This window comes from Paraburkholderia sp. 32 (assembly GCF_050435345.1).
Lineage (GTDB): Bacteria > Pseudomonadota > Gammaproteobacteria > Burkholderiales > Burkholderiaceae > Paraburkholderia > Paraburkholderia tuberum.
Genome location: NZ_JBNDKD010000003.1, coordinates 1,890,729 through 1,905,862, shown reverse-complemented (window position 1 = coordinate 1,905,862; position 15,134 = coordinate 1,890,729). Strand labels below are relative to the sequence as shown.

The 15,134-nt window shown below is 64.6% G+C and carries 14 protein-coding genes; 7 read left to right on the top strand and 7 right to left on the bottom strand.

The features are described from left to right. Positions 1 to 28: 28 nt before the first annotated feature. Both OKW26_RS31515 and ffh read right to left on the bottom strand, forming a co-directional pair. Positions 29 to 580 (bottom strand): hypoxanthine-guanine phosphoribosyltransferase, encoded by a 552-nt coding sequence (locus OKW26_RS31515; protein WP_184058538.1) that lies wholly within the window; start codon positions 578 to 580, stop codon positions 29 to 31. Between the two features lie 157 nt (positions 581 to 737). Then, positions 738 to 2,105, bottom strand: coding sequence for a signal recognition particle protein (ffh, locus tag OKW26_RS31510; protein ID WP_429356173.1), 1,368 nt, complete (start codon positions 2,103 to 2,105; stop codon positions 738 to 740). Between the two features lie 81 nt (positions 2,106 to 2,186). Here ffh and OKW26_RS31505 point away from each other — a divergent pair, with 81 nt between their 5' ends. The 7 genes from OKW26_RS31505 (at position 2,187) to OKW26_RS31475 (ending at position 10,466) form a co-directional block, all read left to right on the top strand. Then, positions 2,187 to 3,110, top strand: a complete 924-nt coding sequence (locus tag OKW26_RS31505) for a cytochrome C assembly family protein (protein ID WP_090801919.1) — start codon at positions 2,187 to 2,189, stop codon at positions 3,108 to 3,110. 8 nt (positions 3,111 to 3,118) lie between these two features. Continuing rightward, positions 3,119 to 3,430 carry a PP0621 family protein gene (locus tag OKW26_RS31500; RefSeq protein WP_090801917.1) on the top strand — a complete coding sequence of 104 codons (312 nt, stop codon included), beginning with the start codon at positions 3,119 to 3,121 and terminating at the stop codon, positions 3,428 to 3,430. Then, the gene (gene ampD / locus OKW26_RS31495; RefSeq protein WP_429356172.1) at positions 3,427 to 4,023 is read left to right on the top strand and encodes a 1,6-anhydro-N-acetylmuramyl-L-alanine amidase AmpD; all 597 of its coding nucleotides are present in this window, start codon (positions 3,427 to 3,429) and stop codon (positions 4,021 to 4,023) included. The genes OKW26_RS31500 and ampD overlap by 4 nt, the downstream gene beginning before the upstream one ends. A 533-nt stretch (positions 4,024 to 4,556) precedes the next feature. Continuing rightward, positions 4,557 to 7,580 carry a ribonucleoside-diphosphate reductase subunit alpha gene (locus OKW26_RS31490; RefSeq protein WP_429356171.1) on the top strand — a complete coding sequence of 1,008 codons (3,024 nt, stop codon included), beginning with the start codon at positions 4,557 to 4,559 and terminating at the stop codon, positions 7,578 to 7,580. Positions 7,581 to 8,154: 574 nt separating this feature from the next. After that, positions 8,155 to 9,390, top strand: a complete 1,236-nt coding sequence (locus OKW26_RS31485) for a ribonucleotide-diphosphate reductase subunit beta (RefSeq protein ID WP_090805471.1) — start codon at positions 8,155 to 8,157, stop codon at positions 9,388 to 9,390. An 87-nt stretch (positions 9,391 to 9,477) separates the two neighbouring features. Beyond that, a complete protein-coding gene (locus OKW26_RS31480) occupies positions 9,478 to 9,795 on the top strand; it encodes a hypothetical protein (protein ID WP_084754174.1) in 318 nt (105 codons plus the stop codon). Between the two features lie 29 nt (positions 9,796 to 9,824). Continuing rightward, the gene (locus tag OKW26_RS31475; protein WP_429356170.1) at positions 9,825 to 10,466 is read left to right on the top strand and encodes a histone H1-like DNA-binding protein; all 642 of its coding nucleotides are present in this window, start codon (positions 9,825 to 9,827) and stop codon (positions 10,464 to 10,466) included. A gap of 224 nt (positions 10,467 to 10,690) precedes the next feature. Here the strand turns inward: OKW26_RS31475 and OKW26_RS31470 are convergent, their stop codons facing one another. The 5 genes from OKW26_RS31470 to prmA all read right to left on the bottom strand — a co-directional run bounded on the left by OKW26_RS31470 (position 10,691) and on the right by prmA (position 15,132). Next, a complete protein-coding gene (locus OKW26_RS31470) occupies positions 10,691 to 11,167 on the bottom strand; it encodes a glycine zipper 2TM domain-containing protein (RefSeq protein ID WP_187617709.1) in 477 nt (158 codons plus the stop codon). Positions 11,168 to 11,192: 25 nt separating this feature from the next. Further along, on the bottom strand, positions 11,193 to 12,131 hold the full coding sequence (locus OKW26_RS31465; RefSeq protein WP_429356169.1) for a carbohydrate kinase family protein: 939 nt from the start codon (positions 12,129 to 12,131) through the stop codon (positions 11,193 to 11,195). Between the two features lie 95 nt (positions 12,132 to 12,226). Next, complete coding sequence (gene tpx / locus OKW26_RS31460) at positions 12,227 to 12,727, bottom strand: thiol peroxidase (RefSeq protein ID WP_429356168.1); 501 nt, start codon at positions 12,725 to 12,727, stop codon at positions 12,227 to 12,229. A 72-nt stretch (positions 12,728 to 12,799) separates the two neighbouring features. Further along, positions 12,800 to 14,182 (bottom strand): zinc-ribbon and DUF3426 domain-containing protein, encoded by a 1,383-nt coding sequence (locus OKW26_RS31455; RefSeq protein WP_429356167.1) that lies wholly within the window; start codon positions 14,180 to 14,182, stop codon positions 12,800 to 12,802. A gap of 47 nt (positions 14,183 to 14,229) precedes the next feature. Then, positions 14,230 to 15,132, bottom strand: coding sequence for a 50S ribosomal protein L11 methyltransferase (gene prmA, locus OKW26_RS31450; RefSeq protein WP_184058521.1), 903 nt, complete (start codon positions 15,130 to 15,132; stop codon positions 14,230 to 14,232). Positions 15,133 to 15,134: the final 2 nt, after the last annotated feature.

Genomic DNA, 15,134 nt, shown 5'->3' with positions numbered 1-15,134 from the left:
CGCCGGTGGGGCGGGGCGGATGCCCCGCTCACGCTCCCTCGGTCAACGCCCGAATGGTCGGCAGGTTGCGCCAGTAGCCCTTCGCATCCATCCCGCAGCCGAACACGTACCGGTCCGGCACTTCGAAGCCGCAGTAATCGGGGCGCAGCGGTTTCGCCTTCGGAATGATCTTCTCGCACAGCACCGCGGACAGGAAGCGCTTCGCGCCCATCGCGAGGATGCGGTCGCGGATTGCGGCCATCGTCTCGCCTTCGTCGAGGATGTCGTCGAGCACGAGCACCACGCGATCCTTGACCGACTCGGCCGGCGCGACGCGCCATTGCATCTCGTTGCTGCCCTTCGTCGTATTGCGGTAGCGCGTCAGGTGGATGTAGTCGAACTCGAGCGGGAAATCGAGGTGCGGCAGCAGCATGCCGGTGAATACTGCGGCGCCGCCCATCACCGACAGCACGAGCGGGAAGTCCTCGCTCATCTCGTCGCGGATGGCAGCCGCCATGCGGGCGATCGACGCAGTGACGTCCGAGGCCGAAACTATCTCTTCGGAGTGTTGAAAAATATGGAAGGCTTCTTCGCGGTTCATGACGTCTGACGGACGGTAACTGTATACATAGTGTGAGTGGCAACGTCCCGAGAGACGTTCCCGCGAGGGACGGCGCAATGCGCTACAGAATAAACCCGCACAATGCCGAAGTCAGCCGCGCCGCACTCGGCGCGAGCGCGCGCCGGTCCCATCAAGCTTAGCGCATGCCGGGCATCATGCCCTTCATGCCGCGCATCATCTTCTGCAGGTTGCCGCCCTTGAGCTTCTTCATCATCGTGCGCATCTGTTCGTACTGGTTCAGCATGCGGTTGACTTCCTGCACCTGCACGCCCGCACCTGCGGCGATGCGGCGCTTGCGGGTCGCCTTGATCAGTTCGGGCTTGGCGCGCTCGGCCGGCGTCATCGAGTTGATGATGCCTTCCATGCGGCGCATCTGCTTCTCGGCCTGACTCATGTCGGCGCCGGCCGCGGCTTGCTGAAACTGCGCGGGCAGCTTGTCCATCAGCGACGACAGGCCGCCCATGCCCTTCATTTGCGTGAGCTGAGCGCGGAAATCGTTGAGGTCGAAGTCGCCGCCTTTCTTGACCTTGTCGGCGAGCTTCTGCGCGGCCTGCACGTCGACGCCGCGCTGCGCTTCCTCCACCAGCGCGAGAATGTCGCCCATGCCGAGAATCCGGCTCGCCATGCGGTCCGGGTGGAACACTTCGAGGCCGTCGAGTTTTTCGGCGACACCCACGAACTTGACCGGCTTGCCCGTCACGTGACGCACCGAGAGCGCCGCGCCACCGCGCGAATCACCGTCGAGCTTGGTGAGCACGACGCCGGTGAGCGGCAGCGCGTCGCTGAACGCCTTCGCGGTGTTGACCGCGTCCTGGCCGAGCATCGCGTCGACGACGAACAGCGTTTCCGCCGGCTTCAGCTCGGCGTGCAGCGCGGTGATTTCGTTCATCATCGCCTCGTCGATACCGAGACGGCCGGCCGTGTCGACGAGCAGCACGTCGTGATAGTGGCGCTTGGCCCAGTCGAGCGCGGCGCGGGCAATGTCGACCGGCTTCTGGTTCAGCTCCGACGGGAAGAAGTCCGCGCCGACCTGCTCGGTCACCGTTTTCAGCTGCGCGATGGCGGCGGGACGATAGACGTCGCACGAAACGGTCAGCACCTTCTTCTTGTACTTCTCGCGCAGCAGCTTGGCGAGCTTGCCGACCGTGGTCGTTTTGCCGGCGCCCTGCAGACCCGCCATCAGGATGATCGCGGGCGGCGCGACGGCGAGATTGAGCTCGGAGGCCTTGCCTTCGTAATCGCCGCCGATCACCGCGGTCAGTTCGCGCTGCACGACGCCGACGAGCGCCTGACCCGGCGACAGGCTGGAGATCACTTCCTCGCCGAGCGCCTTCTCCTTGACCTTCGCGATGAACTCGCGCACGACGGGCAGCGCCACGTCGGCCTCGAGCAGTGCGAGACGCACCTCGCGCAGCATTTCCTGGGTGTTCGCCTCGGTGAGCCGGGCTTCGCCGCGCAGCGTCTTGACGACGCGCGCCATCCGTTGAGTCAGATTGTCGAGCATGGGGAGCGATGAACGGTGGGGCCCGCGCAGCGCGCGAAGCGCAAGACGTCGCGGAGTAGGACCCTAGTGTAAACTTCGAATATGGATATTGTACTGTATGCCCTCACCGCGCTTCTCTATGGCGGTCTTGCCGTGGCCGGCTGGCGCTCGCACCGGCACGCGGCCGTGCGGCCGCTGCTCGAGAGCGTGCCGCCGCTGCCCGGTCATGCCGCCAACGCGGGCGCTCTGGTGGCCTCCGGCATGAGCGCGCCCGGGCGCGCGCTGCTGTTCGTCGCGCTGCTCGCTCACGGCGTGCTGCTGCATAGCACGATCTTCCCGCAGAACGCGATGGTGTTCGGCTTCGCGTTCGCGCTGTCGGCGATGTTCTGGCTCGGCGCCGGCATCTACTGGATCGAGAGTTTCTTTTTCCCGCTCGACGGACTGCGCCTGCTGGTATTGCCACTCGCGTGCGTCGCGTCGCTGCTGCCGCTCGCGTTCGGCGGCGTGCGCGTGCTGCCGTATGCGGCCGCGCCGATGTTCAAGCTGCACTTCCTGATTGCGAATATCGCATACGGTCTGTTCGCGATCGCGGCGCTGCACGCGGTGCTGATGCTGGCGGTCGAGCGGCGTCTGCATTCGATGCGCGGTGGTCTCGCGCAAAGGCACGCGGCGGCGGACAATGGCTGGTGGTCGAGTTGGCTCGACGCGCTGCCGCCGCTGCTCACGCTCGAGAAGCTGCTGTTCCGTCTGATCGGCGCCGGCTTCGTGCTGCTCACGCTGACGCTGCTGTCGGGCATCCTGTTCAGCGAGCAGCTGATCGACCGCGCGTTGCGGCTCGATCACAAGACCGTGTTCGCGATTCTTTCGTGGGTGATGTTCGGCGCGCTGCTGACCGCGCGCAAGGTGTCCGGCTGGCGCGGCCGTGCGGCATTGCGCTGGGTGCTGGCCTCGTTCGTCGCGCTGTTGCTCGCGTACGTCGGCAGCCGTTTTGTTTTCGAGGTGCTGTTGCACCGGCCCGTGGTGTGAGTGTCCCCATGCGACAAATCTTTTTGCTGATTCTGCTGTTCATCGTCGGTCAATGGCTCGTGAAGGCGCTGCGCCGCCACGACGCGCAATCCGCGCAACGCACCGGTGCCGGCGGCGCCAACGCTGCCGGCACCGCGAATGGCGGCGCGCGTTCTTCGAATGGGCAACAGCCGCAGCTTGCCGAGCCGATGATCCGCTGCGTCGAGTGCGGCGTGCACGCACCGAAGAGCGACTCGGTCAGCGTCGCGGGGCAGGCGTTCTGCTGCGCCGCGCACGCGCAGCGCCACGGCGCGCGTCCGAGCGGCCGCGACGCCCGATGAGCGGCGCGTACACCGTCGATGCCGACGGTTGGGTTCCTGCCGCACGCAAGCTTGCCTCGCCAAACTTCGAAGCGCGGCCGCAAGGCGCGCTGCCGACGCTGATCGTCGTTCACAACATCAGCCTGCCGCCGAACCAGTTCGGCGGCACCGCGATTGCCGAGCTGTTCCAGAACGCGCTCGACTGCGACACTCACCCGTACTACGACACGCATCTGCGCGGCGTGCGCGTGTCCGCGCATTTCGTGATTCATCGCGATGGCGCACTCGAGCAGTTCGTGTCGTGCAACGAGCGCGCGTGGCACGCGGGGCCGTCGAATTTTTTCGGCCGCGAGCGCTGCAATGATTTCTCGATCGGCATCGAGCTCGAAGGCAGCGACACCACCGCCTTCGAAGCGGCGCAATACCGCACGCTCGCCGCGCTCGTCAGAGCACTGAAGGCACGCTATCCGATCGACGCGCTTGCCGGCCACTCCGACATCGCACCCGGTCGCAAGACCGATCCCGGTCCGTATTTCGAGTGGCCGCGACTGCAGCGCGACACGTTGCTCGACGGGCGGTATTTCCCCTATCTCAAGTTTTCCGAAACGCGGTAACCCCTTCGCACGATCTTGCGTGATCCACGGAGAACGAGGCGCAGCCTGCTTCTCCGGGGAGCTTCTGCGCGCCGCGTGAAGCAAAAGTCAAGACTGCGAGCGCAAATAAAACCTTTTGACCTGTCTCGAAACTCCACTATACTTGGTGCCAACAACTGAGTTTCGCACTATATCTTGTGTTGTGCTGTGAATAACCATGTGCATAACCGAGTGAATAGGAGTGGATAAGTCTGCGGCGTCCCGCTCCCCGAGCCTGGCGCCGCAAGCATTCCAGACAGCGAAAAAAATTCCTGGGGCGCAGCCGGTAGGGGATCTCCGGCCGCATCCAGAAGCATTCAGGAAAGGACCAGCCAGTGATCGCGACCGACCCGATGAAGACCGTCATCAAATCGAACCAGGCTTCCTCGAAGTTGCATCCCGCCAACCGGCGTAGCCGGCCTTCCTGCACCTCATCGCACGCTCACGCGGCGGCGCGGCGTTCGATTTAATCCGCGGCACTCGCCGCAATATTTCCAAGACCAGGAGCTTTGCACATGCAAACCACCGACAACGTGACGACCCGTTACGAGGGCTCACCGACTGGCCAGGCCTTCGGCCAGACCCAAGGCGCGCAGGCACTCGCGGCGCAAGCGAATTACGCCGACTACAAGGTGATCCGCCGCAACGGCAGCGTGGTGTCGTTCGAGCCGTCGAAAATCGCGATCGCCGTGACGAAGGCGTTCCTCGCCGTCAACGGTGGTCAGGGCGCGGCGTCGGCACGGGTGCGCGAACTGGTCGAGCAACTCACGCAGAACGTGGTGCGCGCGCTGGTGCGCAGCCGTCCGAATGGCGGCACGTTCCATATCGAAGACATTCAGGATCAGGTCGAACTCGCGCTGATGCGCGGCGGCGAACACAACGTCGCGCGTGCTTACGTGCTGTATCGCGAGAAGCGCAACCAGGCGCGCGCGCATGACGCTCTTGAAGGTCAGACAGCGGAAAGCGCCAGCACCCCGGGCCTGAACGTGACCGACAACGGCATCACGCGTGCGCTGGACATGGCTGCGCTGCGCGGCATCATCGAGTCCGCGTGCGCGAACCTCGGCGAGGCCGTAAGCGCCGAGCCGATCGTCGCGGAAACGGTGAAGAACCTGTACGACGGCGTGCCGATGAGCCAGGTGTACGACTCGGCGATCCTCGCTGCCCGTACGATGATCGAAAAGGACCCGGCCTACAGCCAGGTCACCGCGCGCATCCTGCTGCATACGATCCGCCGCGAGATTCTCGAAGAGGAAGTCACGCAAGCCGAGATGGGCGAGCGCTACGGCGAGTACTTCCCGCAGTTCATCAAGCGCGGCGTGCAAGCCGAGCTGCTCGACGACAAGCTGCTGCAGTTCGACCTGAAGCGCCTCGGGGCCGCGCTCGACGCGAACCGCGACCTGCAGTTCGGCTACCTCGGTCTGCAGACGCTGTACGACCGCTACTTCCTGCATCACGACAACGTGCGTATCGAAATGCCCCAGGCATTCTTTATGCGTGTCGCGATGGGTCTGTCGCTGAACGAGATCGACCGCGAAGCGCGCGCGATCGAGTTCTACAACGTGCTGTCGAGCTTCGACTTCATGAGTTCGACGCCGACGCTGTTCAACTCCGGCACGCGCCGCTCGCAGCTGTCGTCTTGCTACCTGACCACGGTCGATGACGACCTCGACGGCATCTACGAAGCGCTGAAGGAAAACGCGCTGCTGTCGAAGTTCGCCGGCGGCCTCGGCAACGACTGGACGCGTGTGCGCGCGCTCGGCTCGCACATCAAGGGCACCAACGGCAAGTCGCAGGGCGTGGTGCCGTTCCTGAAGGTCGTCAACGACACGGCGGTCGCCGTGAACCAGGGCGGCAAGCGCAAGGGCGCGGTGTGCGCGTACCTCGAATCGTGGCACCTCGACATCGAGGAATTCCTCGAGCTGCGCAAGAACACCGGCGACGACCGTCGTCGCACGCACGACATGAACACCGCGAACTGGATTCCCGACCTGTTCATGAAGCGCGTGATGGAAGGCGGCGACTGGACGCTGTTCTCGCCGTCCACCTGCCCGGACCTGCACGACAAGTTCGGCGCCGAGTTCGAAACGGCTTACACGGCTTACGAAGACAAGGTCGCCCGCGGCGAGATCAAGCTGTTCAAGAAGATCCCGGCGGCGCAACTGTGGCGCAAGATGCTGGGCATGCTGTTCGAAACCGGCCATCCGTGGATCACGTTCAAGGATCCGTGCAACGTGCGCTCGCCGCAGCAGCACGTCGGCGTCGTCCATTCGTCGAACCTATGCACGGAAATCACGCTGAACACGAGCGACGCCGAAATCGCCGTCTGCAACCTCGGCTCGGTGAACCTCGTCGCGCACCTGAAGGAGCAGGCCGACGGCACGCTCGCGCTCGACCACGACAAGCTGAAGCGCACGGTCAGCGTCGCGATGCGCATGCTCGACAACGTGATCGACATCAACTACTACGCGGTCGCCAAGGCGCGCAACTCGAACCTCAAGCACCGTCCGGTCGGCCTCGGCATCATGGGCTTCCAGGACTGCCTGCACGTGCTGCGCACGCCGTACGCGTCGCAGGAAGCGGTCGAGTTCGCCGATCGCTCGATGGAAGCGGTTTGCTACTACGCGTACTACGCGTCGACCGAGCTTGCCGAACAGCGCGGCCGCTACTCGAGCTACCGCGGTTCGCTGTGGGATCGCGGCATCCTCCCGCAGGATTCGGTGGCGCTGCTCGCCGAGGCGCGCGGCGGTTATGTCGAGGTCGATTCGAGCGAGTCGATGGACTGGCCCGCGCTGCGCTCGCGTATCTCGACCTACGGCATGCGCAACTCGAACTGCGTGGCGATTGCGCCGACCGCGACGATCTCGAACATCATCGGCGTGTCGGCGTGCATCGAGCCGACCTATCAGAACCTGTACGTGAAGTCGAACCTGTCGGGCGAGTTCACGGTGGTCAACGACTACCTGGTGCGCGACCTGAAGGCGCGCGGCCTGTGGGACGAAGTGATGGTCGCCGACCTGAAGTACTTCGACGGCACGCTGTCGCGCATCGACCGCATCCCGGCCGACCTGCGCGCGATCTACGCGACCGCGTTCGAAGTCGATCCGGTGTGGCTCGTCGAGTCGGCTTCGCGTCGTCAGAAGTGGATCGACCAGGCGCAGTCGCTGAACATCTACATGGCGGGCGCATCGGGCAAGAAGCTCGACGAGATCTACAAGCTCGCATGGCTGCGCGGACTGAAGACCACCTACTACCTGCGCACGATGGCGGCGACGCACGTCGAGAAGTCGACGGTCGCGCACGGCGCGCTGAACGCGGTGAGCTCGGGTCATGACGGCTCGGGTGGCGCAGGCGGCGCGGCAGGCGGCTTCGGCGTGGGCGGTGGCGCGGCGGGTGGTGTGGGCGGCGGCTTCCAGGCTGCTGCAGCGGTCGCAGCGACTGCCGCGGTCGCGCTCGACGCGGCACCCGAAGCGGATGGTCCGGTCTGCATGATGCGTCCGGGCGATCCTGGCTTCGACGAGTGCGAGGCTTGCCAGTAAAGATTGGCAAGCAGCGGGAGCGATGCTTGCTAACTGCACGCGAGGGTCGTAGGTGGTGATCCGCAGGCGGTGAGCGACGCGCCCCATCGATGAAGTAGAAAGCAGGTCGACGAGCGGTGAGCAGTATCGAAGTCTCACCGCTCGTCGATGCAGCGAAGCAACCCAGCCGTTGGCAACACCAGACGATCGCACGACATGGCATCGCACCTCGACAGCCAACGCTGACGCAACACGCTCGACACGGCTCACCGCCGACTCTCGCGATGCGCGGCTCGTGCGGCATCGATCAGTCCATCGATCAGTCGGCGGATGCCGTGAACGCACTGCGCAATACATATAGATAGAGCAACGAAACGTCGTGTCGAAACGTTGCTCTTCGAGTTCGCGAAGGACCTCGGCAACACATGTTCAACTCGCGTTCATCACGCGTCACTGGATGGGTCACACGCAGCATGTCGAACAAAGTGTTGTATGAACGTAGCAACGCGAATCGAAAACAGGAATTTTCGCGAGTGAACTCTTTTATCGCTCGTGAAAAGATGGTACAAACCGTTCTAAATTGATGGTGACATTTATGCTCAACTGGGATGACGAGATCACTGCCGTAACTCCCTCGAGCGCGACGCAACCGAACGTGTTGCGCAACGCTGCGGGGTCGGCTGTTGATTCGCAAATCGGAACGCGTTCCGCTCCGCATGCTCCCTCCGCTCAAGAAGTCTTCGCGAACGACGTCGCTGTCGCTCCCGTCGCTCATATTGGCAACGCGGTTGCCAACGCGGCGGCCGCTTCCGAAGCGCGCGTCAATGTCGCCGACAAGCGCATCATCAACGGCCAGACTGACGTCAATCAGTTGGTGCCGTTCAAGTACAAGTGGGCTTGGGAAAAGTATCTCGCGGGTTGCGCCAACCACTGGATGCCGCAGGAAGTGAACATGTCGCGCGACATCGCCCTGTGGAAAGACCCGAACGGGCTGACCGAAGACGAGCGCCGTGTCGTCAAGCGCAACCTGGGTTTCTTCGTGACGGCAGATTCCCTCGCCGCCAACAACATCGTGCTGGGCACCTACCGCCACATCACGGCGCCCGAATGCCGCCAGTTCCTGCTGCGCCAGGCGTTCGAAGAGGCGATCCACACGCACGCTTACCAGTACATCGTCGAGTCGCTCGGTCTGGACGAGGGCGAAATCTTCAACGCGTATCACGAGGTCCCGTCGATCCGCGCGAAAGACGAATTCCTGATTCCGTACATCCACGTGCTGACCGACCCGGCCTTCAAGACCGGTACGCTCGAAGCAGACCAGACGCTGCTGCGCTCGCTGATCGTGTTCGCCTGTGTGATGGAAGGCCTGTTCTTCTACGTCGGCTTTACGCAAATCCTGGCGCTCGGCCGCCAGAACAAGATGACCGGCGCGGCGGAGCAGTACCAGTACATCCTGCGTGACGAGTCGATGCACTGCAACTTCGGCATCGACCTGATCAACCAGATCAAACTCGAAAACCCGCACCTGTGGACGGCCGAATTCCGCGCCGAAATTCGCGCGATCTTCCAGCAGGCGGTCGAGCTCGAATACCGCTACGCCGAAGATACGATGCCGCGCGGCGTGCTCGGCCTCAACGCGTCGATGTTCAAGAGCTATCTGCGCTTCATCTGCAACCGCCGTTGCCAGCAGATCGGTCTCGATCCGCTGTACCCGAACGAGGAAAACCCGTTCCCGTGGATGAGCGAGATGATCGACCTGAAGAAGGAACGCAATTTCTTCGAGACGCGAGTGATCGAATATCAGACTGGCGGTGCGCTTTCCTGGGAGTAAGCCGGGATTCGTATCGCGGATGTATTCATTGATGGGGATGCCGCCGCCTGTGGCCGCGGCGCCCCGGGTTAGGAGCAGAACGGCCTGATGCAAAGCGTGCCCGGTGCCTTGACGGCCCACAAACATGACAGGCACTTTGCGGACCCTTCAGTGGGATGGGCAAACTTCCCCCCGGAAAAAGCCGCTGGCGTCGTTGCCGGCGGCCCGATCAAGCAATTGCCGGCGTCGCCTTGCGACGCCGACCAGATTTGGCGCGCGGTGCCTTCGGGCACGGCGCGCCTTACCGCATTCATTAGCGTAAGCGCGCCGCACCTGCGTACGCCGATGAATAGCCCGCTTCGTAGCGCGCGCCCTGAGAAGCGTCCGCGGGAAGCGGGTTTTGACGAAGGGTGTAGTTTGAACTGACCTCATCTGAAAACCTGAAGGAGAAAATGATGGCAACTGCAAAGAAGGCCGCGGCCAAGAAGCCCGCAGCAAAGAAGACCGCAGCAAAGAAGGCTGCTCCGGCTAAGAAGGCTGCTCCGGCCAAGAAGGTCGCCGCGAAGAAGGTCGCCGCGAAGAAGGTCGCAGTGAAGAAGGTCGCTGCGAAGAAGGTTGCAGCGAAGAAGGTTGCAGCGAAGAAGGTCGCGGCGAAGAAGGCAGCACCGGCGAAGAAAGCCGCAGTGAAGAAGGTCGCGGCGAAGAAGGTTGCAGCCAAGAAGGTCGCGGCGAAGAAGGCAGCACCGGCGAAGAAAGCCGCGGTGAAGAAGGTTGCAGCGAAGAAGGTCGCAGCGAAGAAGGCAGCACCGGCGAAGAAGGCCGCAGCGAAGAAGGCAGCACCGGCGAAGAAGGCCGCTGCCAAGAAGGCGGCGCCTGCCAAAAAGGCTGCAGCCAAGAAAGCTGCACCTGCCAAGAAGGCTGCCGCGAAGAAGGCCGCTGCGCCTGCGAAGAAGGCTGCCCCTGCGAAGAAGGCTGTCGCCAAGAAGGCCGCGCCTGCTCCCGCTGCGCCCGCTGTCTCGAGCGCACCGGCGGCGACGGTGAAGACCGCGCTGAACCCGGCAGCGGCATGGCCGTTCCCGACGGGCAGCCGTCCGTAAGCAGTAGCAGTAAGTCGACACATCGTACGATGTGCCGGATGACCGGGTCGTGCTCGATTTCTTGCGGGCGCCACCCGGTCAATGACCCGTTACCGGTGTGTCGGTGGCGGGTTTTTTTTGCCCGTCGTCCCGAAAAGAAAAAACACGCATGGACCCGTGAGGACCCATGCGTGTGAAGTCGTCGTCGCGGCGCTGAACTACGCGCCGTCGCGCGGGAGGTGCGCTTAGTGTGTGACGCGCGTGACGCCGCCGCTCGACAGCAGCCTCACGCGATCGCCGGCGCGGAAGATTTCGCCGGTAGCAGTTTGGGTGACGGCGCGCATGTCGCCGTTGTCGAGGCGCACGGTGATTTCGATACCGTCGCGCATGGCGACGCGGTTTTCGATTGCATTGCCGGCGACCGCACCGCCGATGCCGCCGACGATACCCGTCGCGACCGAGCCACGTCCGCCGCCGATCGTGCTGCCGGCGAGCGCGCCGAGCGCCGCGCCACCGAGTGCGCCGATGCCGATCGGCTGACCGTCGTTCGTGCTGATCCGCACCGCGCGCACGCTCTCCACCGTGGCCATGCGAACCGTCTGTTCACGCTGCGCCTGCGAGGCGGTGAAAACGTCGGGAGAGCTGCTGTTGACCGCACACCCCGACATGGCCAGCGAACCGGCGAACAAGGTGACGACGATCAGGCGACTCGATGTTCTCATTCCCAAACTCCCATAGCACGCGATATCAGTGCAGGTCGTATCCGAAGGCCTGCTTGAACCGCTCGTTGATTTCCGCCCGACTGGGCGCGTAGTTTTGCGGGCCTTGATGCTCGATCTTCAGTGCGCCCATCAGGCTGGCGAGACGGCCGGTCGTGGCCCACCCGAGACCCTTCTCGATACCGTAGAGCAAGCCGCCGCGAAACGCGTCGCCGCAGCCGGTGGGATCGAGCACCTGCCTGGCCGTGACCGCCGGAATCTCTTCGATACCGCCGCCGTGATGGATCTGCGCACCCTTCTCGCCGAGCGTGATGATCAGCGCGTCGACCTTGCCGGCGATCTGTTCGATCGACCAGCCGGTCCTGTTGCTCACCAGCGCGGCTTCGTAATCGTTGACCGCTACATAAGTAGCAAGTTCAATGATGCGCCGCAGCGTCTCGCCGTCGAACAGCGGCAAGCCCTGGCCCGGATCGAAGATGAACGGCACGCCTGCGGCGGCAAGCTGTTCGGAGTGCTGGACCATGCCGTCATAGCCGTCCGGCGCGACGATGCCGAGCGTCAGGCCCGCCACTTCGTCGGCGCGGTTCTGATGCGACTGCATCATCGCGCCCGGATGGAAAGCGGTGATCTGGTTGTTCTCGAGGTCGGTCGTGATCATCGCCTGCGCCGAGTAGGTGTCGGGCACGACGAGCACGTTTTCCGTCGACAGGCCGAGCTGCGCGAGCCGGTCCAGATAGAGCCGTGCGTCGACGGCGCCGATCGCGCCCATGATGCGTGCGTCGCCGCCGAGCAGATTCAGCGCATAGGCGATGTTGCCCGCGCAGCCGCCGAACTCGCGACGCATGGTCGGCACGAGAAAGCTTACGTTCAGGATGTGGACCTGCTCCGGCAGGATGTGCTCCCGAAAGCGGCCTTCGAAGGTCATGATGTTGTCGTACGCGAGCGAGCCGCAGATGAGCGTAGCCAAGGCGAGCGTTCCTGTATGAAAGCGGTGGGAAGAGACGCGCCGCGCCGACAGCGCCGCGCGCGAGGCGCGGCGCCGTGGTTCGCGCGCGAGAGGGCTTACTTCAGCGCGGCGAGCGCTGCGTCGTAGTTCGGCTCGTTCTTGATCTCGCCGACCAGCTCGGCGTGCACGACCTTGTCGTTTTCGTCGAGCACGACGACCGCGCGCGCGGTCAGGCCGGTCAGCGGACCGCTCGTCACGTCGACGCCGTACGCTTGCGCGAACTCATGGCCGCGGAACGTCGACGCGGTCACCACGTTCTCGATGCCCTCGGTCGTGCAGAAGCGCGACGCCGCGAACGGCAGGTCGCCCGACACGACGATGACGGCCGTGTTGCTGAGCTTCGCGGCGGCTTCGTTGAACTTGCGCGTCGACGTCGCGCAGGTCGGCGTGTCGAGACTCGGGACGATGTTGAGCACCTTGCGCTTGCCGGCGAAGTCGGCGAGCGTGAGCGACTTCAGGTCTCGGCCGATCAGCGAGAATGCGGCGGCTTGCTGGCCGACCGACGGGAACGTGCCGCTTACTTCGATCGGGTTGCCACCCAGCGTGACTTGACTCATGTGTTGTGCTCCGAAAAGGGCGTCAGTGATGACAATGATGCGCCCGCTCGGGAGCGGGCGCGCGAGGGTGCGTTACGGATAAAAAATCTGTACGCGAAAATTGGAGGCAATCGCGCTGCCGGTGTCGAGGTGCACGATCATCGTCTGCGTCGCGTGCGCAGGCAGGCCGGACGCGATCACGGTGCCGGGCGGCACGTAATCCTGCGGCCACAGCACGCGCCGCACGGCGACGTTGTTCTGTTCGTCGAGCAGCGTGAGTTCGATCGCGGGGTAGGCGAGCGCGATGTTCAGGCGGTTGTGCAGCGGCATCTTCAACTCGAGCTTGTGCGGGCCGTCGATCTGCCGCAGATCGGAGGGCTCGACCAGCAGGCCTTCGAGGTCGTGCGGCGGCGTCAGCTGACAGCCGAGATGCGCGCAGGCCTGCGCGTACAGGATCTGCGAGCGCGGCAGGTTGACCATCACGGTCTCGCGTTGCCACCACGCGAGTTGCGCGAGCAGCGCAATGACGAGCAGCGCGGCGAGCACCACACCGGCGACGATCCAGCCGACGCGTCCGGCGTCCACCGGGCGGGTTTCGCGCACGACCGGGAACGGATCGTCGCCATCGCTGACGGGCGGATTAACCGAGAATGGCTCGCCGCTCGATGGGGCGAGCGACGGACCGCCCGGCGGGCGCGGGCCGCCGGGACCGCCGGCGCCCGAAGCACCTGCGGCACCCATGCCTGCGGCGGCGCCGAAGCCGCCTACGCCCCCACCGACCGGGCCGAAGTGCGGCTCGTTGTCGGGCATGCCATGCAGACTTGCTGGTTCGCGCAGCGCCGGTTCATCGAGCGTGGACGGCTCCGGGCGTTCGATCTTGTGCCAGACGCGCGGCGCTTCGTCTTCGACTCGCGGTGGGGGAGCAGGCGCGGTGGGCGGGACGACAGGTGGTTCATCGACCGCGTTGTCGGCGGGATAGGCGAAGGGTTCGAGCGGCGCGTCGGCCAGCGTCGGCTCATCGTCCGCGGGTAGCGGTGTCGTGAAAGCGCCGGCGCGCAATTCCGGTTCGGTCGCCTGGCGAGGAGTGCCCGATGTGACGGGTGCGTGCTCGTTGCCGCCAAGCGGCAGCGGCGCGAGCGGCACGCTGCTCGCGTGGTCGCGCAAACGGGCATCGAGCGTGCCGCGGGAAATGCTGGTGGAGTCTTGTTCCGAAGCCGGCGCCCATGGGTCCCACGCGACCCCGCTGAAGTCCGGGTTGGGTTGCCGCACACCCGACAGCGCTTCGATTGCCGCCGCGGCGGCAACCGGTTTGGCCGTGGAAAAATCGCCGCCTTCGGAGACGTCGAACAGACTGCTCGACGCGTCGAAGACTTCCTGGCAATGCCCGCACCGCACGAGGCCGCGGCGCTGCGCAAGCTGCGCCGGTTGCAGAAGGAAGACAGTTTCGCAGAAGGGGCAACGCGTCGCCAGGTGCATATCGAGCCGTTGAGCCTGAGGCCGTTAGGTTGACAATACGCCTTATTCTAATTGCTTTCGCGGCGCGTTCCGGCGAGGCACACCCAACCTTCATGTTCGCGCCACACGCTGATATCGATCCAGCGCGCGTAGACCTGCGCGACCTCCTCGGCCTGGCGGGCGAGAATGCCCGACAGCGCGATGTGGCCGCCCGGCTTCACCTTCGACGACAGCATCGACGCCATCAGCTTGAGCGGATTGGAGAGAATGTTCGCGACCACGACGTCGAATTCGCCGGCCGGACAGGCGTCGGGCAGGCCATAGGTGACTTCGGCGTGATTGCGTTCGCTATTGTGACGCGCCGATTCGACCGCCTGCGGATCGATATCGATGCCGATCACCGGATCGGCGCCGCACTTCTTCGCGAGAATCGCGAGGATGCCCGAGCCGCAGCCGTAGTCGAGCACGGACTGGCCGGGCTTGATCGACTGCTCGATCCACTCCATGCACAGACGCGTGGTGGGGTGGCTGCCGGTGCCGAACGCGAGACCCGGATCGAGTTCGAGCACGAGCGCCTCGGGGTCCGGCGCATCGTGCCACGACGGCACGACCCAGATGCGCTCGCCGATCTGGATCGGATCGAACTGCGACTGCGTGAGCCGCACCCAGTCCTGCTCCTCGACCTCGCGCACGGTATATGCCGGCGCGGCATCGAGTCCGATCTCGTTGGCCGCGGCGGTCAGCAGCACGGCCGGATCGTGTTCCGGCGCGAGCAGCGCGATCACGCGCGAATGCTGCCATGCCGTGCGATCCGGCGTGAGGCCGGGCTCGCCGAACAGCGGCTGCTCGTCGGGCGTGTCGGCGTCGGCGTCTTCGACCGACACCGACAGCGCGCCCAGCTCGAGCAGCGCGTCGGACAATTCCTCCGCGTGCTCGCGCGCCAGTTCGGCAACCAGTTCCCGATAGCTCATGA